General features: G+C 68.0%; 21 protein-coding genes. 12 read left to right on the top strand and 9 right to left on the bottom strand.

The window, feature by feature from the left end:
* Window position 1 precedes the first annotated feature (1 nt).
* Window positions 2–679, bottom strand: coding sequence for a helix-turn-helix domain-containing protein (locus FGL98_RS25250; protein WP_186525981.1), 678 nt, complete (start codon window positions 677–679; stop codon window positions 2–4).
* Between the two features lie 14 nt (window positions 680–693).
* Window positions 694–1,044, bottom strand: a complete 351-nt coding sequence (locus FGL98_RS25255) for a hypothetical protein (RefSeq protein ID WP_186525982.1) — start codon at window positions 1,042–1,044, stop codon at window positions 694–696.
* Between the two features lie 174 nt (window positions 1,045–1,218).
* Between FGL98_RS25255 and FGL98_RS04800 the strand changes: the two genes are divergently transcribed.
* Both FGL98_RS04800 and FGL98_RS04805 read left to right on the top strand, forming a co-directional pair.
* Window positions 1,219–2,004 carry an amidohydrolase family protein gene (locus FGL98_RS04800; protein WP_222432014.1) on the top strand — a complete coding sequence of 262 codons (786 nt, stop codon included), beginning with the start codon at window positions 1,219–1,221 and terminating at the stop codon, window positions 2,002–2,004.
* 55 nt (window positions 2,005–2,059) lie between these two features.
* Window positions 2,060–2,545 carry an MSMEG_0572/Sll0783 family nitrogen starvation response protein gene (locus FGL98_RS04805; RefSeq protein WP_146315598.1) on the top strand — a complete coding sequence of 162 codons (486 nt, stop codon included), beginning with the start codon at window positions 2,060–2,062 and terminating at the stop codon, window positions 2,543–2,545.
* A gap of 76 nt (window positions 2,546–2,621) precedes the next feature.
* Here FGL98_RS04805 and FGL98_RS04810 read toward each other — a convergent pair whose 3' ends face one another.
* Genes FGL98_RS04810 through FGL98_RS04830 form a run of 5 tightly spaced genes read right to left on the bottom strand, consistent with a single transcriptional unit; the run spans window position 2,622 to window position 7,916 of the window.
* Entirely contained in the window at window positions 2,622–2,867 is a 246-nt protein-coding gene (locus FGL98_RS04810) for a hypothetical protein (protein WP_146315599.1), read from the bottom strand.
* Window positions 2,864–4,198 carry an FAD-dependent oxidoreductase gene (locus FGL98_RS04815; protein WP_146315600.1) on the bottom strand — a complete coding sequence of 445 codons (1,335 nt, stop codon included), beginning with the start codon at window positions 4,196–4,198 and terminating at the stop codon, window positions 2,864–2,866. The genes FGL98_RS04810 and FGL98_RS04815 overlap by 4 nt, the downstream gene beginning before the upstream one ends.
* A 54-nt stretch (window positions 4,199–4,252) precedes the next feature.
* Window positions 4,253–5,404 carry an MSMEG_0565 family glycosyltransferase gene (locus FGL98_RS04820; protein WP_146315601.1) on the bottom strand — a complete coding sequence of 384 codons (1,152 nt, stop codon included), beginning with the start codon at window positions 5,402–5,404 and terminating at the stop codon, window positions 4,253–4,255.
* Window positions 5,401–6,930 carry an AllF/FdrA family protein gene (locus FGL98_RS04825; RefSeq protein WP_246136372.1) on the bottom strand — a complete coding sequence of 510 codons (1,530 nt, stop codon included), beginning with the start codon at window positions 6,928–6,930 and terminating at the stop codon, window positions 5,401–5,403. Before FGL98_RS04825 ends, FGL98_RS04820 begins: the two co-directional genes overlap by 4 nt.
* Window positions 6,931–6,932: 2 nt before the next feature.
* On the bottom strand, window positions 6,933–7,916 hold the full coding sequence (locus tag FGL98_RS04830; protein WP_186525983.1) for a carbamate kinase: 984 nt from the start codon (window positions 7,914–7,916) through the stop codon (window positions 6,933–6,935).
* Between the two features lie 252 nt (window positions 7,917–8,168).
* On the opposite strand from FGL98_RS04830, the gene FGL98_RS04835 reads away from it, so the two are divergent.
* On the top strand, window positions 8,169–9,326 hold the full coding sequence (locus tag FGL98_RS04835) for an MSMEG_0568 family radical SAM protein (RefSeq protein WP_146315603.1): 1,158 nt from the start codon (window positions 8,169–8,171) through the stop codon (window positions 9,324–9,326).
* Complete coding sequence (locus tag FGL98_RS04840; protein ID WP_222432016.1) at window positions 9,323–9,874, top strand: MSMEG_0567/Sll0786 family nitrogen starvation N-acetyltransferase; 552 nt, start codon at window positions 9,323–9,325, stop codon at window positions 9,872–9,874. Before FGL98_RS04835 ends, FGL98_RS04840 begins: the two co-directional genes overlap by 4 nt.
* Before the next feature lie 10 nt (window positions 9,875–9,884).
* On the opposite strand, the gene FGL98_RS04845 is transcribed toward FGL98_RS04840, so the two are convergent.
* Window positions 9,885–10,862 carry an AIR synthase related protein gene (locus FGL98_RS04845; protein WP_146315605.1) on the bottom strand — a complete coding sequence of 326 codons (978 nt, stop codon included), beginning with the start codon at window positions 10,860–10,862 and terminating at the stop codon, window positions 9,885–9,887.
* Window positions 10,863–10,926: 64 nt separating this feature from the next.
* Between FGL98_RS04845 and FGL98_RS04850 the strand changes: the two genes are divergently transcribed.
* The 6 genes from FGL98_RS04850 to FGL98_RS04875 are packed head-to-tail and all read left to right on the top strand — an operon-like array spanning window position 10,927 to window position 17,860.
* A complete protein-coding gene (locus tag FGL98_RS04850) occupies window positions 10,927–11,697 on the top strand; it encodes a phosphosulfolactate synthase (RefSeq protein ID WP_281289148.1) in 771 nt (256 codons plus the stop codon).
* A complete protein-coding gene (locus FGL98_RS04855; RefSeq protein WP_146315607.1) occupies window positions 11,682–12,608 on the top strand; it encodes an XcbA family protein in 927 nt (308 codons plus the stop codon). The genes FGL98_RS04850 and FGL98_RS04855 overlap by 16 nt, the downstream gene beginning before the upstream one ends.
* Complete coding sequence (locus FGL98_RS04860; RefSeq protein WP_146315608.1) at window positions 12,593–13,954, top strand: class-II fumarase/aspartase family protein; 1,362 nt, start codon at window positions 12,593–12,595, stop codon at window positions 13,952–13,954. Before FGL98_RS04855 ends, FGL98_RS04860 begins: the two co-directional genes overlap by 16 nt.
* The gene (locus FGL98_RS04865) at window positions 13,951–14,913 is read left to right on the top strand and encodes a 1-aminocyclopropane-1-carboxylate deaminase/D-cysteine desulfhydrase (RefSeq protein WP_186525984.1); all 963 of its coding nucleotides are present in this window, start codon (window positions 13,951–13,953) and stop codon (window positions 14,911–14,913) included. The genes FGL98_RS04860 and FGL98_RS04865 overlap by 4 nt, the downstream gene beginning before the upstream one ends.
* A complete protein-coding gene (argH, locus tag FGL98_RS04870) occupies window positions 14,910–16,436 on the top strand; it encodes an argininosuccinate lyase (RefSeq protein WP_146315610.1) in 1,527 nt (508 codons plus the stop codon). Before FGL98_RS04865 ends, argH begins: the two co-directional genes overlap by 4 nt.
* A complete protein-coding gene (locus FGL98_RS04875; RefSeq protein WP_146315611.1) occupies window positions 16,433–17,860 on the top strand; it encodes a YlbE family protein in 1,428 nt (475 codons plus the stop codon). Before argH ends, FGL98_RS04875 begins: the two co-directional genes overlap by 4 nt.
* 94 nt (window positions 17,861–17,954) lie before the next feature.
* Here the strand turns inward: FGL98_RS04875 and FGL98_RS04880 are convergent, their stop codons facing one another.
* Window positions 17,955–20,201 carry an acyltransferase family protein gene (locus FGL98_RS04880; RefSeq protein ID WP_186525985.1) on the bottom strand — a complete coding sequence of 749 codons (2,247 nt, stop codon included), beginning with the start codon at window positions 20,199–20,201 and terminating at the stop codon, window positions 17,955–17,957.
* Window positions 20,202–20,538: 337 nt separating this feature from the next.
* On the opposite strand from FGL98_RS04880, the gene FGL98_RS04885 reads away from it, so the two are divergent.
* The gene (locus tag FGL98_RS04885; protein WP_146315613.1) at window positions 20,539–21,819 is read left to right on the top strand and encodes an ABC transporter substrate-binding protein; all 1,281 of its coding nucleotides are present in this window, start codon (window positions 20,539–20,541) and stop codon (window positions 21,817–21,819) included.
* 83 nt (window positions 21,820–21,902) lie between these two features.
* Complete coding sequence (locus tag FGL98_RS04890) at window positions 21,903–22,778, top strand: branched-chain amino acid ABC transporter permease (protein WP_186525986.1); 876 nt, start codon at window positions 21,903–21,905, stop codon at window positions 22,776–22,778.
* The last annotated feature ends 6 nt before the right edge of the window (window positions 22,779–22,784 follow it).

Raw genomic sequence — 22,784 nt, forward strand, 5'->3', positions numbered from 1 at the left:
GTCAGGAGTCGCGCAGCACGTACCAGACGGCGCGCGCGGAGGTCTTGCGCACGTTTGCCCAATGGTGCGGCTGATCGCCGAGGAAGTGCAGCGAGTCCCCCCGCCGCAGAACGTATTCGGAGCCGCCGATATCGAAGGTCAGGCCACCACTGACGACGAAGACGAGCTCCTCACCGGGGTGGGCGAGCAGCTTGCCGCCACTGTCGGCACCGGGCTCCACCGTGGCCATCGCCGCCGCGCTGTGGAACGGCGAGTAAGGCCCAGAGATACCAGCGAGGTGCAAACCCGTATGCGGGGTGAACACGTCCTCGCGGTGTGCCGCCGGGGTGAAGGCAACCGGGTCCGAGAGCCGGTCGTCGCCGATGAAATATCCCACGGAGCAGTCGAGCGCCGCGGCAATCTTGAGGAGGGTGGTGACGGTCGGCACCATGTCGCTGCGCTCGACCTTGTGGATCGCCGCCGCCGACACGTCCGCCTTGACGGCGAGCTGCTGCAGGGACAGGCGTTGGCTCTTGCGCAGGTGCCGGACCTTGGCTCCGATCGAGCCGACGATCCCGGTGACGTGGTCGTCGATGCGCGTCGCGTGCGACGAGCCACGTGAGTGCACGGTTGCGGCGGGCTCCGCCGTTGCGCTCGGGATCTGCTCGGTCGTCCGTTGCAGGGCGGGTGTGTTCTTCATGATGGTTTCCGCTCTCAGCTCTGTCGCAGTTCGCGTAACCGCGCTGCGCGGGCGGCGTCGAACGCGGTCTGTGGGTCGAACCCCTCGGACTGCACTACTTGTGTCTTGGCACACCGCGCCAGGACGTCCGCGGCGGCGGTCTCGATGAGTGCAGGCACCGACATGCACTCCGTGCGGAGCAGATCCCGTGCCTCGACGACCAGTTCGACCACCAGAGTGTAGAGGTCGGGGTCGGCGACGATCAGCGGATACAGCCGGTCCTCGGCGGCGCGCCAGCGCTCGGCCGCGACGGTTTCGGCTCCTCTGGGCGGGACGGCGACCACGCTGTCCGCGGTGCCTTCGGCAGGTGTTTTCGGCTCGGTCACGGCCGTTAACTATAGCGTACGAACCTCCACTGTTCGACAATGCGGCGCGCTTACGCGACCGCGAGTCGGGTCGGTCCGAAATCCGCAAACCTCTACTATCCGACATGGTTCTGTTGTATGGTAATTGGTATGTCCCCTCGGCTTGTCAATGATGCTCATCGTCACATTGGGATCATGCCCGAGTACCCGTTCTATGGCGGGCCTCCGGTGCACCCCGACATCTCGGCTCGGGCGACCGTGGCCGAGCTGATCGCAGACTTGGATAGGGAAGGGACCGAACGGGCCCTGGTGATACCGAATTACGGTGTCCCCGACCCCACGGTCTCGTTCTCGCTCAACGAGCTCGCGCTGGAGGCGGCCGCCGCCGACGATCGCATCCGCTGCGGCATCTGGACCTCACCGCGCCCGCAGGACGCCGAGCTCAACGACAAGGCACTGGCGCTCGCCGGCGAAGCGGGCGTGAAGGTGCTCAAGACCAGCTTCCTGCTCGGCGGGCGCGCCGACGACCCGGAGTGCATCGTCCAGCTGGACCGGATCTTCGGTGCGGCACGCGAGCACGGTCTGGTGGTCCACGTGCACACCTCGCCAGGCGGCAACTCCGACATCGACGTCGTCGGCACGCTGGTGGATCGCTACGCAGACGATGTCAAGATCCACCTGGTGCACCTGGGCGGCGGGGTCAGCGCGCACATCAAGCTGATCGGGCACCAGTTCTTCGACTGGATCGAAGCCGGCAAACAGGTTTACACAGACACCAGTTGGGCCGTTGGTTTCGCGCCCCGCTGGTTGGTGAACGAGATCGAGAAGCGGGGCATCGGCCAGGACCACCTGCTCTATGCCAGCGACGAACCATGGGGTGACCAGGCCGGTGAACTGGCTCGCATGACGGCCGCGGCCGGCGACGGCGAACTGGCCAACCTGTTCCTGCGAGACAACTTCGCCACCCTGTACGGCGACTGATCTCGAATGGTTCAGAGATGTTTCAAACCGGTCGTCCATCGGAAAGGAGACACTAATGGTGGATATCGTCGGTGAACGGGTCAAGGCAGGAGATGCAATTGTCGACTACGAGGACAAGGTCTTTCCTGACCATCAGGCGGAACCGGGACAGAAGGCTTTCGTCTTCTATCACTGTGTGCCGTTTGAAAGTTCCGCGTCGTTGGTCAACCTGCTGACCGCAACCCGAATCCTGCGCAAGGGATTCGAGACGCACTTCGTCATGTTCGGCCCAGGATCCCTCGCTGCGGCCGCGACGCGCGGGTTCCCGAAGGTCGGTGACGAGGGCTTCCCGGGCAACATGAACTACAACACCTTGCTGCAGCGGTTCATGGACGAGGGCGGCCATGCGTATGCCTGTCGGTTCTCGGCTGCCGCGTTGTACGGCATGCGCGAGATCGACATGATGGAAGGCGTCAAGCCGATCAACCCCAAGGATGTGCTGGACGCCGCGATCACCGCCTGGAAGGAGCATGCGCTCACCCTGAACACCTGGACGATGTAGCGCCGTCCGACCTTCTGGTCAAAGCGCCCGGTGGCCCGTCACGATCGATCGTGACGGGCCACCGGCACTGTTGCAGTCAGGGCTTCTGCGTCGATGTCCACTGCTTGCGGTGACTTCCCGGCATCGCGACGATCACGCGGTGCTTGATAGACCACGGCAGGCGGCGGTAGAGCGGGACGAAGACGTATTTCCAGAACACGACCTCAGGGGTCTTGCGGCCCACCGGCCCCGAGCGGCCATACTGCTTCGCGAGCTCGGTCTGGGTCGCCTCGAGCAGATACTTCTGCGAGTTGGTGCGCACCCACCAGAAGAGCCGGTTCATGACTGGACCGCCGTCAGACCGTTCTGCGCCGCGAGGGCCATCGGCTCAGCCAGCGCGCCCATGGCGGGCGAATAGACGTTCTCCATCCAAGCAATATCGTGCAGGGTCAGTCCTTTCCGTGCCGCCATGGCCAGGAAGTCGCACCGCTCCTTGATCCCCTCACCGCCGACCAGCTGTGCGCCGATGAGTTTGAGGGTGCCGGGCTCGGCCAGCAGCTTGACCCGGATCTTCTTGAACCCGGGGTAGTAGCGGGCCCGCGAGATACCCTCTGCCACGCCCTTCACGTAGGGGATGCCCAGGGCGCCGGCGAGCGTCTCGCCGAAGGACACGCCGCCGACCATCCACTTGCCGGCGACGAGGCCCCAGGGCACATACACGGGGGAGTAGCTGCGAAGAGTGCCGGCGGCGCCACTGCCGGCGATCTTGCCCTGGGCATACGCGTGGCTGCCCGACAGTCCCTGGACCGGCACGCCGGTGGTGCCCTGGGGCACCTCCACACAGTCTCCGGCGGCGAAGACGTCGGGCACCGACGTGCGCATGTGTTCATCGACGATCAGTCCGCCGGTCGATCCGCACTTCACACCGGCCGCGGCGGCCAGGTCGTTGTTCGGCAGCTTCTTCGTGCCTACGACAACCATGTCCACCGCGATGTCGCCGTTCGACGTGCGCACGGCCTGCACCCGCTCGGTGCCGAGGAAGGCGTCGATCCGGGTGTTGAGGTGGAGGTGCACGCCCAGCTCGCGCCAGGACTCCTCGACCGGCTCCATGATGTCGGGGTCGGTGATCTCGGCCATGGGCCATGGATGCGGATCGACCAGATGCGTCTCGATCCCGCGATGTGCCAGTGCTGTTGCCATCTCCACACCGATGGGCTGTGCGTCGGCGATCACGGCGTGATGCACCGAGTCGAGGATCTTGTCCCATCGTTGCGCGGCGCGGATGTCGCGGACGTAATAGAGGTTGCCGAGGTCGGACCCGGGCACCTTCGGCTGTTCATACTTGAATCCGGTGGCGATCACCAGCTGGTCGTATCCGACGGAGCCTTCACCGGGCACGTCGATGGTGTGCCGCTTGGTGTCGATGCCGCTCACAACGGTCTCGTAATGGATGTCGAATCCGCGGTCGGCGTAGAACTCCTTTCCTTGGAGTATCAGCCGGTCGAACGAGTCGATCTCCTTGCCGTGCACATAGGGGATTCCGCATGGGCTGTAGCCCACGTCGGCGAGCTCCGTGTAGATGATGACGTGCACGTCGGGGTCGACCTGCTGGGCCGCGCCGGCGGCTCCCATTCCCGCCGCGCTGCCGCCGATGATCACGATTGTCCTTGCCATCGCCGTGTCCTTTCCGTCGGATTGTCGAGCCGTGATGCTGGTAGGCGGTCGGATTCAGCCGCGCAACGAGCGATAGAGCCGTTCGTGCTCGGCAGCGGCCTGCGCCCAGGTGAAGCGGTGCGCAAGGGCCAGACCGTCCGACGCCAGTCGCGAGCGCAGCGGTGGATCGTCCATCAGTGACCGCATACCGCGTGCCAGGTCGGTGGGGTCGTCGGCCCGCGTCAGGACGGCGGTCACGCCGTCGGTGAGATATTCGCGGAGCACCGGGATGTCGCTGGTGACGGTGGGCAGCTCGGCGCTGAGTGCCTCGAGGACGGCGAGTCCCCATCCCTCCTTCAGCGACGGGAAGGCGAGTGCGTCGGCGGACCGATACCAGTGGTGCAGCGTTTCGTCGCTCACCGTGCCGACCTGGATCACGTCCGAGCCGAGGGCGAGACCGAACTCGTCCAGCTGTGCCAGCGCCTTGTCGCGGTAGTCCGTGTAGTCCTGGAAGGAGTGCCCGCCGACGATCACCAGGGCCGGCCGACGGCCGTGGTCGCGCACCTGCGCGAGGGCGCGAAACAGGCAGGCGGTCCCCTTGCGCGGCTCGATTCCGCCGACCGCGAGGAAGACGAATCGGTCTGCGACACCTGCGGCCTCGCGCAGTTGCGTCCGAGTAGTCGGGTCGATCGGACCGAACCGAGCGCTGTCGACGCCGTTGTGGATGACGGTCGCCGCCACGCCGTATTCGCGGGCAAGGCGCCGACGCCAGTCGTCGCTGACGACGATCAGCCGGTCGGGTTCGCTGATCGCCTGCTGTTGACAGTCGATCAGGGCCGCAGTGGTGAAGTCGTCGACATGGTGCACGGTGCGCACGACCACTACTGGCGCGCCGGCGTCGCGGACGCGGGCCGCGGCGCGTGCGGAGATGCAGTCCTGGGCGTGTAGGACGTCGACGTCCTCGGCGACATCGTGCAGCCCTGCTTCGAGCGCGTCGACGGATGCGAAGACGCGCTCTTCCAGCGTAGGCAGCGGGGCAGGCCCAGGGATCAGCATCGTGGGGGCGGAGACCGCGCGGAAGAAGCCGATGCTCGGCCGACGGTCCAGAGCCACCACTCGCACCGGGTCGTGCCGTGCGACCAGAGCGTCGGCGAGCGAGAGGGTGTGCACCATGCCGCCTCGGGGCCTGGTGGAGTAGCTGACCAGCGCAACACGTGGCAGGTTCATAGTGGGGTCTCCATCAACGACAGATCCCCGGTCGCGAGGGCCGCGGCCGCGAACGAGGCGCGCGCTGCGGTCTCGGTAACGATGGCGCCGACACTCATGAGTGTGTCACGTTGTGCGCTCCACCGCTGTGGATCGCTGTCGGTGCCCAGCACGTAGGCGACGATCTGCGGGCCGCCGTTTGCCATGATCTCCGCGCAGACGGGGGCGAGTGCGCCGGCTGGGTCGGGGTTGGACCCGTATCCCAAGACCACATCGAGGATGATCGCCGCGACGCTGTCGTCGGCGGCGTGCTCGCGCAGCACGTCGATGCGTGCCTCCGGGTCGATCATCGGATGCGGACGGCCCTTCGTGTATTCCTCTTCGCCCAGGTCCAGGCACTGGTGGCTGGCGGCGGGGGCCGGCAGGCACCACGCGCGGTTGATCGGGGTGTTGGAGTAGACCGACCCGAGGATGGCGCCGAGGATCACCAGCGACTCGTAGCACAGCGTCCCACCGGAGAACAGCCCGCGCACCGTGCGCCGACCCGGCGCGAGCCTGTTGCGGGCGTCGAGGAGAGCAGGGCCGCCTAGCCGGGTGGTGTCCGGCGGGCTGTGGCCGAGCACCCGCAGCGTCGCGGCGACACCGGATTCCAGGGTGCGGGCCAGGGTCACGGTGTCCGGCACCGCGAAGCCGGATTCGTCGAGGCCGATCAGCGCAGCGACCAGTGGCGTGGTGCCTGCTGATTCGATCACCTGCTGCGCCACGTTCTTTGCCGGAGGTTTGGACACCAGGAGGATTGCGTCCGTGTCCGGGTCGTCGCGCAGGTACTCGACCCCGGACCGGGCCATGCGCCCGTCGATGTCGCTGCTGAGGTCGCGGCCACCGACGCCGATGACCTGGCTGACGCCGACACCCCACCGGTCGAGCAGGGTCATGGCCTCCTGCGCGCCCGTGCCGGCCGCTGCGACGACCCCGACGCGACCGTGACTGACGGCATTGGCGAATCCCAGGCCGGTGCCCGCGAGCATTGCCGTGCCGGCTCCCGGACCCATGACCAGCAGGCCACGCGACCGGGCATAGGTCTTGAGGGCGAGCTCGTCGCGCAGCGGGACGTTGTCGCTGAACAGCAGCACATGCAGGCCGGCGCTGAGGGCCTGGTAGGCGGCGAGGGCCGCGTAGTCGCCGGGGACCGACACGACCGCCACATTCGTCTCCGGCTCGGCCGCCAGGGTCGCACGAACCGTCCTGGGGTGCCGTGTGGTGGCGGTCTCCTTCGGCGTGGCGGTGAACACCGCCTCCTGGCCGAGCTCGAGTGCGTGGTCGGCGGCGTTGCTCTCGTCGGCCCGCACGGCCAGGCAGAAGTCGTTCGCCGTCGCGGTGCTCAGCCGCTCGTCCGTGATGCCCTCGTCGCGCAGCGCAGCCAGGTTCGCGGGAGTGGCGGCCACGGCCGTCGCCCACTGCACACCGTCCGCCTCGCGCATGGCTCGCATGCCACGCAATGCGACGACCGAGTCCACGTAGGTGCCGGGGAAGACGCTGACTGCCACGATCAAGAGGTGCTCCCCTCCGACGACGTGGCCGCGCGCCGATGAACCAGTCGGGTGCCGGCGGACGAGTCATCCGGATCGGTGCACCGCAGGCCACGGGCAGCGAGCGCCGCCGTGGTGATGACTGCGACCTCTCCACCGTGTCGCAGGAAGTAGGTCGACGCTCTGATCTTCGGTCCCATGCTGCCTTCGGGGAACTGGCCCTGCGCCAGGTGGCATTCGGCCTCGTCCAGTTCCATCTGCGCGATCGGCCGCTGTCGTGGGGTGCCGAAGTCGAGTTGAACCGCGTCGATCGCCGTGACGATCACCAACGCCTGCGCTCCGACCGCGACCGCGAGCTCCGCTGCCACGTAGTCCTTGTCGATCACGGCATCGGTGCACTCGAACTCACCGCCGACTCCGCGGACTACAGGGATGCCGCCGCCGCCGCCGGTCACGACGACGTGGCCGGCTCGAAGGAGCTGGCGGATCGCGTCGACTTCGGTGATGCGAACCGGTCGCGGGGAGGCGACGATGCGCCGCCAGCCGCGGCCCGAGTCCTCGCGGATGTGCCAGCCGCGGTCCGTTGCCAGGCGATGCGCTTCCTGCTCGGTCAGGAACGGCCCGATCGGCTTCGACGGTGCGGCGAATGCGGCGTCGTCCTGGTCGACGACGACGTGGCTCAGCACACCCGTCACGTCCGTGCGCCCGGTCGCATTGCGCACCGCGAGGGTGATGAGACTGCCGAGCTCGCCCTGGGTCATCGCGACGAGCGAGAACAGCGGTTGGGCCGGCACGAGGTCCGCCCCGTCCTCCTGCTGGATCGCCAGGTTGCCGACCTGCGGACCGTTGCCGTGGACAAGAGCCAGCAGCCAGCCGTCATCGAGCATGCCTCCGATCAGCTCGGCCATGACGGCCGCGTGGCGTGCCTGGTCCTCATAGCGGCCGGCCTCGTTCTCGACCGTGAACGCGTTGCCTCCCAGTGCCACGACGGCCAACTTCGACACGTGCGTCAACTCCTTGCCCAGGCCCGCCCGGTGCGTCGGATCCTGGATCGAACAAAATCACCGATCATCAACCATAAGACGTGCATATACAACGATAGTGTACGTCATGCGGTCGGACAAGGTCGGGAATTCTGCTCGCATCAGTCGTATCCCGGCAGCGGACTGCGAATCATCCTTGACAGTGCGCCGACGACGGGCTTGTCTTATAGGACGCGACTCATGTCGTGGAGTGTACGTATGGAAGGCCTGAGCATGAGTATTCACATTGCCGGTGGCCCAGCCGCCGACACAGTATCGACTGATGAGGGTCGGCGCCGGCAGGCTGCACTCGCCGAGCTGCTCGTCGACCTGCAGGCCCATGGCCTGCGTGTCGAGTCGCCCATCGAGGGCCGTCGTGGTGGCGCGGGTCCCTCGGACTCCGGCCAGCTCTGGGTGGGCGGCTACTCGCTCACTGTGCCGACGGACAATGCCACCGCCGCGGACTCGCCCTATGCGCTGAAGGCGGAGGACGACGGATACGGGATCTATCGAGATGGCGAGCGCCTGGCCGATGCGCACGGCCAGGCCCGCCCGCGGTTCTACGATCTGCAGACGGCCGACGGGATCCCCTACTGGCAGATCGGCCTGCTGCATCTGGACTCGTTTGCGAGCACCGTCGTGCAGACCTGCACCTATTGGGGCACCGCAGACCAGTGCACGTTCTGTGGGATCGAGCTCTCGCTGGAGGCCGGCCGGACGATTGTGAAGAAGACTCCGGAGCAGCTGGCCGAGGTCGCGCTGGCCGCCAAGAACCTGGACGGGGCGGTTGACGTCACGCTGACGACCGGCAGCTCCAAGGCCCCCGATCGCGGTGCGCGCTACGTGGCGCGATGCGGCCACGCGGTCAAGGAGGCCACCGGCCTCCCCGTCGAGGTGCAGTTCGAGCCCCCGCGCGACCTCGAGGTGCTCGACGAGGTGCACGACCTGGGCATCGACACCCTGGGCATCCACGTCGAGACGTTCGATCCGGACGTGCTCGCGCGGGTGGCGCCCGGGAAGGCGCACACGGGTATCGAGCGCTACTTCGAGACCTGGGAGCGGGCGGTCGAGATCTTCGGCAAGGGCCAGGTGACGACGTACGTCATCCTGGGCATGGGCGAGGACCCCGACCTCACCATTCGGGGATGTCAGCGTGCCATCGACATCGGCGTGTACCCCTTTGTCGTGCCGCTGCGGCCGGTCGCCGGCAGCCTGATGGCCGACGCGTCGCCACCGGACGCGGCCTACACCAACAGGATCAACCGCCGGGTCGTCTCCTATATGGCGCTGCGGGGCATGTACTCCACCGTCGCGAAGGCCGGCTGCGCGCGATGTCAGGCCTGTTCGGGGATGCGAGCGCTCGAGCCGCTGGCCGCGCAGGGCGCGTTGTGAGTCTGCGCGTCGCGAGGTCGGAACGCGCCCCGTCGATTCTCGCGGGCGGCCTGATCACCTGCCGGGCTGCGGTGTCGTCGGCGGAGCTCGCGGCACAGCAGGACATCAGGCATGCGGTCTTCGTCGCCGAGCAGGCGGTGTTCCAGGAGTCCGACCACGACGCGCACGACGATGACTCGGAGGTGATCCACCTGCTGGGCCGCTATGCGGGTGACCTCGCCGGCGCCGTGCGCCTCTTTCCGCTCGACCACGCGGAGGGCCTGTGGCAGGGAGACCGGCTGTGCGTGCTTCGGCCCTACCGGGTGCACGGTGTCGGGGCGCCGCTCGTGCGCTGTGCCGTTGCCACAGCCGGCGCCCACGGGGGCACGCGGATGGTGGCGCACATCCAGGCGCCCAACGTCGCCTTCTTCGTCCACCTGGGCTGGCACGCCGAGGGCGACGCGGAGTTGTACGTCGGTCTGCCGCATCAGCGCATGTCGATCGACCTGCCATCGCCCGACGTCGGCGCGCGGACGATGCGTGAGCTCTCGGCGGGGATCCGCCACTGACCCGGCCGGGTCAGTGGCGCAGGCCGGTAACGGTGTCGACTCGCAGATCCATGACGGTCGCCACGTCTCCGTCGCGCTGGATCGCGAGCACCCCACTGGCATCGAGGTGGCCGAGGACCGTGGCCTCCAGTCCTCGATCGGTGAACGCCGCCGCGCACTCGCCCGCGCGGTCCGACGGCGCGCAGAGCAGGAACGCGAACGCCGGGAAGCACATGAGCCACGCGTCCAGTGGCACCCCGGCCGGCACGGGCAGCGCGTCCAGGTCGACGGTGACCCCGAGTCGCCGGTGCTCCAGCAGCATGGCGAGCGAACCGATCAGACCTGCCATGCTGACATCCTTCGCCGCCACGCACGCGCCCGACTCGGCCACCGAGGCGAGGGTTCGCACGTCGTCGCCGAGGCGGTCACCGCGCTCGTCGAAGGATGCGAAGAACGGGAAGTCCGGCCGCATTCGGCCGGCGGTGCAGCAGGCCAGCAGCAGCGTCTGGCCGGGAGCGGCCCGGGTCGACGACAGGGCCCGGCGGGTCTGGCCCAGCCCGAATGCCGAGAGCGCGGCCGCGCCGTCGTGCAAGGTCAGGTGCCCACCGACGAGCGGCACGCGATACATCTCGCTCCCGGCGCGCAGGCCGCGCAAGATCTCGCGGGCCACCGGCTCGCTACCGACGACGGTGTCGACGATGCCCTTCGGGACCGCGCCCATCGCCGCGAGGTCGTTGACGTTGGTCAGGATCGCGGCGAGGCCCGCGCCATACGGATCGGCGGTGATGAACGCGGGCAGCAGCGCCTCGCCGCACGCGACGACGTCTGCGCCGGCAGGGTCGGGGTCCATTGTGACCACGGCGCCGTCGTCGCCCGGGCCGGTGATCCAGTCACCGCCACCGAAGACGTCGCCGACCAGCGCGATCTCCTGCTTCGCCGTCAGCGCGGGATTGCGGCGGAGTGCGCCGGCCAGTGTGGCGAGCCCGGCCGAGCCGCGCGATTCTGCCATTGCTGCTCCCATCCGTTCATCATCCTGTCGGAAAGTGGACAGGACGTTTATCATAGAGCATATGATGTTGCCAACGTTCCTTGAACTGCCTCCCCGCCCCGGCAAACCGAGGGCGACCGGTATGACGCATGTGCTGGACAATGGAATCGACCTGCAGACGGTGACGGGGGTTCTCGACGCGGCGGCCGACTACCTGGACGTCTGGAAGCTCGGCTGGGGCACCGCCTACGTCGACCCGACGCTGAGCGAAAAACTGACTCTGATCGCGGACCACGATGTGCGCACCTGCCTGGGCGGAACCATGCTCGAGGTTGCATGGGCACAGGGTAAGGCGTCCGAGTGCCTCGCCTGGGCGCATGACGTGGGATTCGCCTCGGTCGAGGTGTCCCGTGGTGTTGCCGCCATGGAGGTGTCCGAGAAGCACGATCTGATCCGTCGGGCGGCGCGCTCGTTCGCCGTCTTCTCCGAGGTCGGGCGCAAGGACTCCCAGGAGGAGTTGTCCAGCCGGCAATGGACCGACGAGATCATCGGCGACCGCGCCGCGGGCGCCCAGTGGGTCATCGCGGAGGGCCGAGAGAGCGGCTCGGTCGGCGTCTATCGTGCGGACGGCAGCGTGCGCACCGACGTCGTCGCGGCGATCAGCCGGGCGGGCGGCATCGAATCCATCCTGTTCGAGACCCCACAAAAGGACCAGCAGGCTTGGTTCATCCACGAGTTCGGCCCGAACGTCAACCTCGCCAATGTTGCCGCATCCGACGCGATCGCCCTCGAAACACTGCGTGTCGGACTGCGAGCCGACACCTTCGGACTGAGTCGACAGTGGCTGCCGATCTGACGTCGGCGGAGCCGCTCACGGGCGCCCTTGGCGACAACATCGTCCCCGGCAAATACCGAGGGGTCGCGGTCTCCCGCCTCGACATCCCGCTGGACGCGCCCTCGTTCACCGGGCACCTGCTGGGCAAGTCGGCCTATCGGCGCACGCGTTTCGTGGTCGCCCGCAGCGGGCCGGACACCGCGGTCGCCCAGGTATGGCGCGACGACCCCGACGCGCTGTTCGCCCCGATCACCCGGGTGCGGGTCATCGCGGAACCGGGTGACTGCGCCTATGTGCACAGCCCCGAGACCGACACGGCGATCCCCTCCGCGCTGGCGCAGGCGGCGGCCGCCGCGCCGACCGGGCGCTCCGCCGTTGTCGTGCAGGGCCGCTACGAGCACGTGAGCTTCATCGTCAATCCGCGGCCCTTGCGGATCGCTGTCCGCGAGATCACGCCGCCCGATCCGCCGAAGCTGCTCGACCAGGCCAGGCGCGTGCTAGCCGTCATCGAGGACCTGCCGCCGATCGAGCTGGTGCCCGACATCGTCCGGCTGGCCGACCTCGCCGCGGCGCACCCCTCCGACTGCTACCTGGTGCCCTGTCGTGGCAGCGGATTCAGCCCACCCGATGCCGAGGTGTACTACCTCGACGAGCATCCGCCCGAGCATCGGTGGACGTTGATCGGGCCGGAACGTTCTCAGCAGATCCACGAGTCCTTCTACGGCGACCGCGCCGACGACGCGATCGACATCTGCCCGTGTCAAAGGCCGCCGGTGGACGGGCCACTGTTGACCAAGTGCAGTCAGCTCGAGCACGAGATCCGTGCCGACGACGGGCAGGTGACCGTGCCCTGGGGCGCTTCGCTGTCGCAGGTCGAGCAGGCATTGCGCGCGTTGGCGCGAGCATGGGAGCCATCGTGGGAACGCGTCTGAGCGACTCACGCCAATATGCCCATTTGTGGGGCACCGGCGAGCTGGTGGAGATCTTCGGCGAGCGAGCACGTCTGGCGTCCTGGGTCACCATCCTCGGCGCACTCGCGCGGGCCCAGGCCAGGTTGGGCATCATCCCGGGCGACGCGGCCCAGGCCATCTCCACCCAGCTGGATGCCGACAAGCTCGATCTTGACCGGATCACGGAGCAGACGATGCTGACGTCGCACTCGACCCTCGGGGTGATTCGCGAGCTCCAGCGACAGCTGCCGGAGTCGGCACGTGAATTCGTCTACTACGGTGCCACCGTGCAGGACCTGACGGACACCTGGTTCGCGCTGGTCATGCGCGAGGTCGGCTCGATCGTGTGGCGTGATCTGCGCGCCGTCGAAGACGCCCTGCTCGGACTTGCGCACCGTCACCGAGACACGGTCATGCTCGGTCGCACCCACGGCCAGCCGGGGGCGCCGATCACGTTCGGCTACAAGGCGGCCGGGTGGTCCGACGAAGTGCGCCGACACGTGCAGCGGATGGGCGAGGCCCGCCGACGCCTGCTGGTCGGGCAACTGGCCGGCGCCGTCGGAACCCTCGGATTCTTCGGCGTGGACGGGCTACGGCTACGCCGCGAGTTCTGCGCCGAGCTCGACCTGGGCGAGCCGGGCATCTCGTGGCTCACCACGCGGGACCGCATTGCCGAGTTCGGCACCCTTCTCGCGATGATCTGCACCACCCTTGCGCGCTTCGGCGACGAGGTCTACGAGCTGGCACGGCCGGAGATCGGCGAGCTGCGTGAACCGCTGAGCCCGAACGCAGTCGGTTCGATCACTATGCCGCACAAGCACAATCCTGAGGCCAGTGAGCACCTGGACACGTTGGCGCGGCTGGTCCGCGCCAACGCCGCCGTCCTCATCGAGGGCATGGCCGGTTCGCACGAGCGCGACGGGCGGGCCTGGAAGGCGGAATGGATCGCGCTACCGGAGGTATGCGAGCTCACCGCCGTTGCGCTGCAGACTGCCCTGCGCCTCGCGGGCGGGCTACGAGTCGATTCCCAGTCGATGAGCGCCAATCTCGCGCGGATGCAGGCCCAGGTCTCCTCCGAGCAGTTGTTGGCGGGGCTCTCCGCACGAGTGGGCAAGCACCGAGCACAGCAGCTGCTCCAAGACCTGTCGATGTCGGACCCGGGCGGCGATCTCGCCGCCCGGATGGTCGACGCCGGTCTTGCTTCGGCCACCGAGATCGACACATGGACAGGCCGGCCCGCCACGGGCGCGGCCGCCTCGATGGTCGACCGGTTGGTCACCGCGTCGCGCACAGCCCGGGCCGAGGAACCCGAGCGCTGGTGCCCATGACTGCGCCGGATCGCTTCCCGCTGACCATCACCCCGACACCGTTGCGGCGTGCGCCGGGACTCGAGGATCACCTGGGCTCCGGACCGATCTGGGTCAAACGCGACGACCTGATCGGGTTTGCTGTCGCGGGCAACAAGGCCAGGCCGCTCGAGTACCTCATCGGCGACGCCCTGGCACACGGAGCCGATGTCCTCGTCGCGACCGGTTCGCCGACCTCCAACTTCTGCCCGGCCGCGGCGCTCGCTGCCCGCCGAGCCGGGCTGTACTGCGAACTCATCCACAGTGGAGCGCCACCGGCCGATCCACCGGTCACGATGCGGATGTCCGAGGCGGCCGGTGCGCAGCTTCGATTCGATCCGACCGTCTCCCGCGCGGATCTGGACGAGGTGGTGCATCGACGGGTGGTCGAGCTGCGCAAGCGCGGACGGCGGCCGTATTCCGTGCCGCGGGGCGGCGCGACCGCGATCGGCGGCGTCGGGTTCGCGGTCGCGGCGCAGGAGCTGGCCACGCAGTGTGCCGAGCTCGACATCGAGGCGGGCACGATCGTCATACCGACCGGATCGGGCGGCACCCAGGCGGGGCTCCTCGCGGGCCGCGCCGGCTCGAACCTTCCGCTGCAGGTCGTAGGGGCTTCGGTGAGCCGGCCGGTCGAGGAGATCCGCGCCCGCGTGCACCATCTCGCCGGCCAGTGTGCGCGGCTCCTGGGCACACTCGAGCCGAGCGCGGACGACGTCGAGGTGCGTGACGCGGTCGGTGCAGGCTTCGGAGTCGCCTCCGTCGCCGACCGGGAGAGTGCGCACCTCGCGCTCACTGCAGTGGGGCTGCTGCTCGATGACACCTACGGCGCCAAAGCCATGACCGTGCTTCGCGCGCTCACGCGGGAGAGTGACGGGCCGTTCATCTTCTGGTGCACCGGTGGGCTCCCTTCTGCCCTGCATGCTTTGGAGGGGCCAGCATGAATCCGAAAGCCCGCCGCAGCGGCCCGCCCACCGGGGGGCCTGCTCCCGAGCTGATCGACTCCGGGTTCGCCCTGGAGAACGACGACGCACCCTTCCTGCACGAAGGTTTCAACCTCGCGGACATGGCGCACGTGCTGGATCTGCTTCGTCGCCAGATCATTCCGACGGACGCCGCTCGGCGGATCCTCGCACTCCTGCTGGAGGTTCACGAGCTGTCTGCCGAGGAATTTCCCTACGACCCGGCGTTCGGGGAGCCCTACAACTCCCGCGAACGGTACTTCGTCCAGCGGCTGGGCACCGTCGCCGGCTGGCTGCACGCGGGCCGGCCCCGGCGGGAGGCGGCACGGATCGCACTGAGGCTCTTTCTGCGCGCTCAGCTGCTCGAGCTCGTCGAGGAGGGAAGCCGTTTCGTCGCGGCCTGCGCCGACCAGTCCGCGGCGCACCTGACGACGCTCGTGCCCGACCAGACCTATCTGCAGCAGGCGCAACCCTCCACCTTCGGGCACTACCTGCTCAGCTTCGCCCACCCCGCCGCGCGTGACGCGGAGCGGCTGCTGGAGGGATACGACTGGGTCAACCGCAGCCCGGGGGGCGCGGGCTGCGTCAATGGAACCCGGCTGTTGGAGGACCGCAGCCACATAGCCCGGGCGCTCGGCTTCGACGGCGTCATCGAGCACACCCGCGACGCCATGTGGCAGGTCGACGGGCTGATCCACATCCTCGCCACCGCGGCCAGCCTCGCCTCGACGCAGAGCAAGCTCGCCGAGGATCTCGAAATCTGGTCGAGCAGCGAATTCGACTTCGTCGATCTCGACGATGGCTACACCCGGTCCAGCATCCTCATGCCACAGAAGCGCAACCCCTACTCGCTGTCGATCGTGCGCGGCGCGTCCGGCATCCTGATCGGCCGGCTCAGCGGATTCCTGGCCGTGGCCAAGAGCCCGTCCGCGCGCAGCGACAATCTGATCTTCGCGTATGGCGAGGTGCCTCGTGCGCTCGATCTGTCGATCCGCGTGACGCGACTCATGGTTGGCGTCGTGGCGACCTTGACGGTCAACGCCGAGCGGATGCGGGAGTCCCTCGACGCCGGCTACACCCAGGCGACCGACCTGACCGAATACATCACCCAATACTGCGGCGTCGACTACCGCACCGCCTACACGGTCGTCGGCAACACGGTGCGGGAAGCTAGTCGGCGCGGAATCCCCGGTCACGGCATCACCGGGCAGATGCTCGACGAGACCGCGCGCGCCGAGGTCGGGCACGGCTGGGGGCTGGCCGAACTGGACCTCTCCGAGGTGCTCGACCCGATGAGCATCGTGACGACCCGCACCGCGATGGGGGGCGCGGCGCCACAGGCTGTCGCCGAGATGGTCGACCACTGCCGCAACACGTCGAGCGACCTCGCAGCGCGGGTCGAGGTCCGCCGCACCGCAGTGACCGAGGCCACCGAGTCATTGCTCGCGCAGGCGCGGGCAGTTGCTGCATCCGCATCCGCATCCGCACCCGAGGAGGAACCATGACCATTCACATCCCTGACGATCTGTCGGTCGTGAACATTGGGCTGCCGCTGTTCGCCGAGGCCATCGCGCAACAGGGCCGGCCCGTCCAGCAGCTGGACTGGCGGATCCCTGCAGGTGGAGATCCGGCGGCCGTCGCCGCCCTCGCCGAGCTCTTCGGCCCGCGGTCGCGCGACATCGACCGCGCCAACGCGGAGGTGGTCCGGCGTCTCGACGAGGGCGCGCCCATCCTGACGCGGGTCGCGCCGGCCCGCGACGTCATCGACGGGTTGCCCGACCGGACCCTGCTGCACTGCGGCCCGGCCATCGCCTTCGAGGAGGTGTGCGACCCGCTGCGCCGCTCCATGCGGGCCGCCGCTGTGGCAGAGGGGTGGGCGGCCGACCCGGTCGAAGCCGATCGGCTCATCGCCGACGGAAGCCTCGCGCTGTGCCCGGCCGGCGACTACGGGGTCGTCGTGCCAATGGCGACCGCGATGGGCCCGGCCACCCCGGTGTTCGTCGTCGACAACGAGGCCGGCGGCACCCGTGCCTTCTCACCCGTCAACCAGGGTCCCGGTGACACCGCCTGGTTCGGCCGGGACAGCGACGGCGCGATCGCCCGGCTGCGCTTCCTGCAGGGTGTCGGCGGGTCGATGCTGCGTGACGTGATGCGTGCCGCCGGTCCGATCGACGTGATGGCACTGGCGACCCAAGGTGTGCAGATTGGCGACGACGTGCACATGCGAACGCAGGGCACGACCAACCTGCTGATCCGCAATCTGCTGCCGCACCTCGCCGCGCTGCCGGACGCCGGGCGGGTTGAGCTGGCCCGGTTCCTGTCCGGCAACCACCTCTTCTTCCTCAACCTCGCGATGGCAGCGGCGAGGTCTCTGACGATGTGGGCCGAGCAGGTCTCGGGTTCCAGTGTCGTGACGACGATGTGCCGCAACGGCACGACCTTCGGTCTGCGGCTGGCCGGCAACGACACACTCTTCGTGACCGAGGCACCGCCGATCCTGGACGCCATGTACTACCCGGACTATGGCCCCGAGACCAGTGCGCCGGACATCGGCGACAGCGCCGTGCTGGAGCTGGTCGGGCTCGGCGGTGCCGCCGCCGCGGGCTCCCCGGCCGTCGCGGGGTTCCTCGGTGGGCGCATGTCGGATGCCCGGGCGGTGACCGAGGACATGGCGCAGACCTGCGTCACCCACAGCAGCCGGTTCACCCTGCCTACCTGGGACTATCAAGGCACCCCGCTCGGCGTGGACGCACGATACGTCGTCGAGCTCGGCCTGCCGCCGAGGATCACCACCGGCATCCTGCATACCAGTTCCGGCGCCGGCCAGATCGGTGCGGGCGTTGCCACCGCACCCATCGCGTGCTTCCGCGACGCGGTGCTCGCGTTGGCGGCGGAGGATCCGCGGACACCAGTGACGCCCAGCAGCTGACTAGGGGAGTTGCGCCCTACGCCGCCGACGAGGCCGCCTCGCCCCAGGGTCTTGCAGCGCCCTGGCCGGTCGCTCCGCAAGCTGATGGCGAGCTCTACCAGGAAGCCGAGGATTGTGGCGTCGGCCGCTTCGACTTCGAGAGCACGCCCGCCGCGGTCAGCAGGTGGCGCAGGTCGGGCCCGAGCAACCGTTCATACGTCGCCGAGATGTGTAGGTAGTCGGTCTTGATGAGGGTGCGCCGACCGTCCAGCGTGGTCACCACCGGGCAACTGCCGTCGACGCAGTACCAGTGGGTGAGGTCCAAGAAGGTCACACCATGGACCTTCGCCTCGGCGTCTCGCGCCAGCGTCCAGAATGTCGGGATGCCGACGACGCAGGCGCTCGGGGCGCCGCCGGGTCGGTAGCACTGCGATGGAGCGACGCCGGAGATGGAGGGTGTCACAATCACGATGTGCTTCACGTAGGGGCGGATCGTGTCGACGAACTTCTGGTCGGCGCCCTGCCACTGCGCGGCGGCCTTCGCTCCCTGCGCACCATCCTTCAGCTTGAGGATCCAGGTGTAGGTCTCGACCATGACGAGGACGTCGGGACGTGCCTTGCGCACGTACCGGATGACCGAGTTGCGATGGTTGACACACGGAATGGCCCATGCGTCCTTGCCGTAGTCTGCGTCGACGCCGTTCACCGCGCAGGCCTCCTTGGTCAGGCCGCGAACCTTGTAGGTGGAGCCGAGCCCCGACACCGCGGCACCGAGCAGGTTCATCCCCATCGAGTCGCCATAGATGTCGATCTCCCGCCCGTGCGAGTTGCCATAGGTGCAGGAGTGCGGGTCGGCGACGTCGGTGGCCGCGCAGGCCTGCCCGTTGGGCAGCTGGTCGGGGTCGGACGAAGGTGACGCCGGAGCCGGGGTGACGTTCCGCCAGGACGATAGCCGGATACCGTCGCTCAGCCCGCGCTGGATCGCCAGACCCGTTGCGCCCAGCGGGGGTTGAGGCGTCGGCGTCCAGCTCGAAGGTGCAGAGGGACTGCGGCTGGCTGGTGTGGGGGAAGGTTTCGGCGAAGTGGTCGGCGCGGCAACGGCGTCGTTGGGCAGGGCGCCGCTCAAGTGCGAAGGGGCAGCGAAGGCGCTGGGTCTTGCCTGTGCCGTGATCGTCACCGCTGCGAGCAGCACGACGAGTGCCGTGCCGGCGCTCGCCATCCGGATGCGATGAGTGACCCACCACTGCGACCAGGACCGCCGGTGGCGCGGCCAGTCGATGATCGGCTGCTCGAAGAGCGCGTGGCAGATCGCGGCGAGCGCCACGGTGGTGGCGGTGGTCGCCAGGCGCATCCGAAGCGATCCCGGCACCATGAACACCTCGAGCGAGATCAGCAGAGGGTAGTGCCACAGGTAGAGCCCGTAGGAGATGTCACCGAGGTAAGAGGCGACGGGGTTGGCCAGCGCCGGCTGCCACCGCACGCGATCGCCGATCCCCCCGGCGATCACCAGGGCGGACCCCAGCACTGCCCACGTCGCCGCGGGCGCCGGCATGGACGACTGCGGCCCGACCACGGCATACGACACCACAATGATCACGAGGCCCAGCCACGACATCGCGGTCCGTGCCGCGGCGCGTAGTCGAAACGCGGGCAGGCAGGCCAGCAGCGCCCCGGCACCGAGCTCCCAGGCGCGGGTCAGCGACGAGTAGTACGCCGTCGTGGCATCGGTGCCGGCCTGGTGCAGGGCCCACAGATAGGAGACGATCACGACCAGGAGGCCGACCGCTGCGACGAGAGCCCGCGGCGAGCCGCGTCGCCACTGCGTCCCGGCCGCCACGAGGGCGAGCACCACGAGGGGCCACACGAGATAGAACTGCTCCTCGACACCCAGCGACCAGAAGTGCTCGACCGGTGACGGTGCGGCGCCCAGGTCGAAGTAGTTGGCCCCCTGGGCGGCGAAGTGCCAGTTGGCAACGAACACTGCTGCCCACGCGACGTCGGTGCGAGCCTGCGCGGCGAGCTGCGGGCCGTCCTGGATCGCCGCGAGCACCAGGGCGGCTGCGAGCACGACCAGGGCGAGCGGAAGGATGCGGCGCGCACGCCGGCGATAGAAGTCTGCGAGGGACGCGCGGATCCCCTGCGGAGGGTCGCGAATCAGTACTCGGGTGATCAGGTAGCCGGAGATCACGAAGAACACGTCGACCCCGAGGAACCCGCCGCTCGGCCAGTTCCAGACGTGGGATCCGATCACCGCGGCCACCGCCATGGCTCGTAGCCCCTGGATGTCGCGTCGACGATGCCCCCGGCCCGCAGATCCGGCGCGTCGGGCGCCGGCTCGGTTGTGTTCGGCGGGCGTCGACATATGACGAATTGAACACCTCGCGGTGCCATACCGGGGCCTGAACAGGTGGGCTCGAGACGACGTGCATGGGCTTGTGACCCGATTCCTTGCTCGGCGCCTCGGCGCCGAGCGGTAAAGAAGGCGGTCCCGGTTGGAGTAGATATCACCCACCCAATCCGGCGAGATGGTGTGCGATCCATCTCTCGCGTTGTGACGTAGGTCATTTCTAACATGGCGGAATGCGAGATCGGTCCTCCGCATGGCGTGGTCGCATCTCGGGCGATCAGCGCCCGCAGTGCAGGACGATCCGCAATCGGGTCACGAAAGGTGACATTCCCATGGTGCCAGGAGACAAGTCATGAAGCCGATTCAGATGCTCGCGGCGGTCGCGTCAGCGGCCCTGCTGGCCAGCGTCAGCGCCTGCGGCTCGGGCGGTTCGAGTTCGACCGGTGGATCGGCCGGTGGTGCCGCCGGTGGATCTACCGGCGGCAGCGTCAACATCGGTGTCTCCACCTCCTTGACCGGATCCATCGCATCCTTCTCGCAGTCGGGCATGCAAGGCATCCAGCTGGCTGTCTCCGACCTCAACGCAGGCGGCGGAATACTCGGCAAGAAGGTCAAGGTCGTCAGTGCTGACGACAACCTGACCCCCGCGACCGGTGCGTCCAACATGCGCAGCATGATCACGAACGACCACGTCGTGGCAATGTTCGGACCGGTGGCCAGCTCGATCGCGTCGGCGGAGGAGCAACTGGCCGCGCAGTACAAGGTCCCGATCTTCTTCCACATGGCCAATGACTCGAGCCTCATGACGAAAACCTTCACGCCGTATGCGTTCCAGATCGTGCCGAACACGGTCATGGAGCCGCGCGCCGTCGCCGACTACCTCGCGCAGAAGATCAAGAAGGGCAAGCCGATCACCGTCGGCACCTTCGCCCCCGACTACAGCTTCGGCCATGACACGGTGTCGGGCTTCCTCAAGGCGCTGGACGACCTGCACGTCAACTACAAGGTGGTCAAACAGGAGTTCCCGCCACTGGCAGCGACAAACATCGGCTCCTACCTGTCGGCGCTCGTCGCCGCGAAGCCGGACTACGTCTTCAATGCGCAGTACGGCGGCGACCTGGATGCCTTCACCAAGCAGGCCGAGTCCTACGGTTTCTTCAAGCACACGACCGTGATCGGCATGTACGGCTACCTCGACATGAAGGCTCTGGGCAGTCAGTCTCCCGCCGGAGCGATCGGCTTTGACCGCGCTCCGTTCTGGGCGATCAAGAACCCGCAGATGGCGACTTTTGTAAAGAACTACAAGGCCAAGTACGGCGACTATCCGAGCACCTGGGCGACGCTGGGGTACGCAGCCGTCCAACAATGGGCCTGGGGCACGAAGAAGGCAGGCAGCTTCGATGGCACCAAACTGACCAAGGTCCTGCCGGGTACGACCCCGCCGACGATCCTCGGCAAGTTGCAGATCCGCGCCTGTGATCACCAGACCGAGACGCCCGAATACGTCGGCACGATCAGCAAGACCGGAAACTCGAAGTACAACGGTGTCCACCTGTTCGATGACCCGATGTTCAAGGCCCCGTTCGACCAGATCGCACTGACCTGCGCCCAGGTCAAGGCATTGCAACCCTGAGCTTCTGACACCCGACGACACGATGCCGGGGTCGGCTCCGCGGCGGAATGCGGACCGGCCCCGACCTTCGAGGAGGACAGCACATGGACCTGAGTGCATTCGTCACTCAGAGCATCGGGGCGCTCAGTACGGCGTCGTCGTTGTTCATCGTCGCCGCGGGCCTGACTCTGGTCTTTGGCGCATTGCGACTCATCAACATCGCCCACGGCAGCTTCTACATGTACGGCGCACTGGCTGCCACAACGGTCGTCGGCTGGTTTCCGGACAGCGGATTCTGGATCGCGCTGATCGTCGGTCCGCTTGTCGCACTCGTGATGGGCGTCGGCGTGGAGATGGGCGTGCTCCGGCGGTTGTACGGACGGGAGCACCTGACTCAGCTACTGGCGACGTTCGCTCTGCTCCTCATCTTCGCAGACCTCGCCTTGCGGTTCTGGGGCAAGAACGTGCGCAGCATCAACCCGCCGAAGGTCGTGAACGGCAACTTCGGTCTCGTCGGGGCACGCGTCCCCGCCTACGACATGGTCATCATCGCGGCCGCGATCGTGGTCGGCGGCGGGCTGTGGCTGTTGCTGACCCACACGACCCTGGGCTGGAAGATCCGGGCGGTCGTCGACGACCCGGAGGTGTTGGTCTGCTCCGGCGTCAACATTCGGATGCTCTACACGGGCGTCTTTGGACTCGGCGCCCTGCTTGCCGGTCTGGCCGGTGTCGTCATCGCACCACAGCAGGCTGTAGGCCCCGGCATGGATGCCCAGATCATCGTCGCGGCGTTCATCGTCGCGGTCATCGGCGGTCTCGGCTCGATCACCGGCGCCGCCATCGGTTCCCTGATCATCGGCATCGCCGAGACGTTGGGCGCGAACCTGGCGCCGTCCTGGGCCTCCACGTTCATCTACCTGCTGATGATCGTCGTCCTCGCCGTGCGGCCCTGGGGTCTGCTCGGCACCCCCGAGAGGTAGGAACGA

This window comes from Leekyejoonella antrihumi (assembly GCF_007845645.1).
In the GTDB taxonomy this organism is placed as follows: domain Bacteria; phylum Actinomycetota; class Actinomycetes; order Actinomycetales; family Dermatophilaceae; genus Leekyejoonella; species Leekyejoonella antrihumi.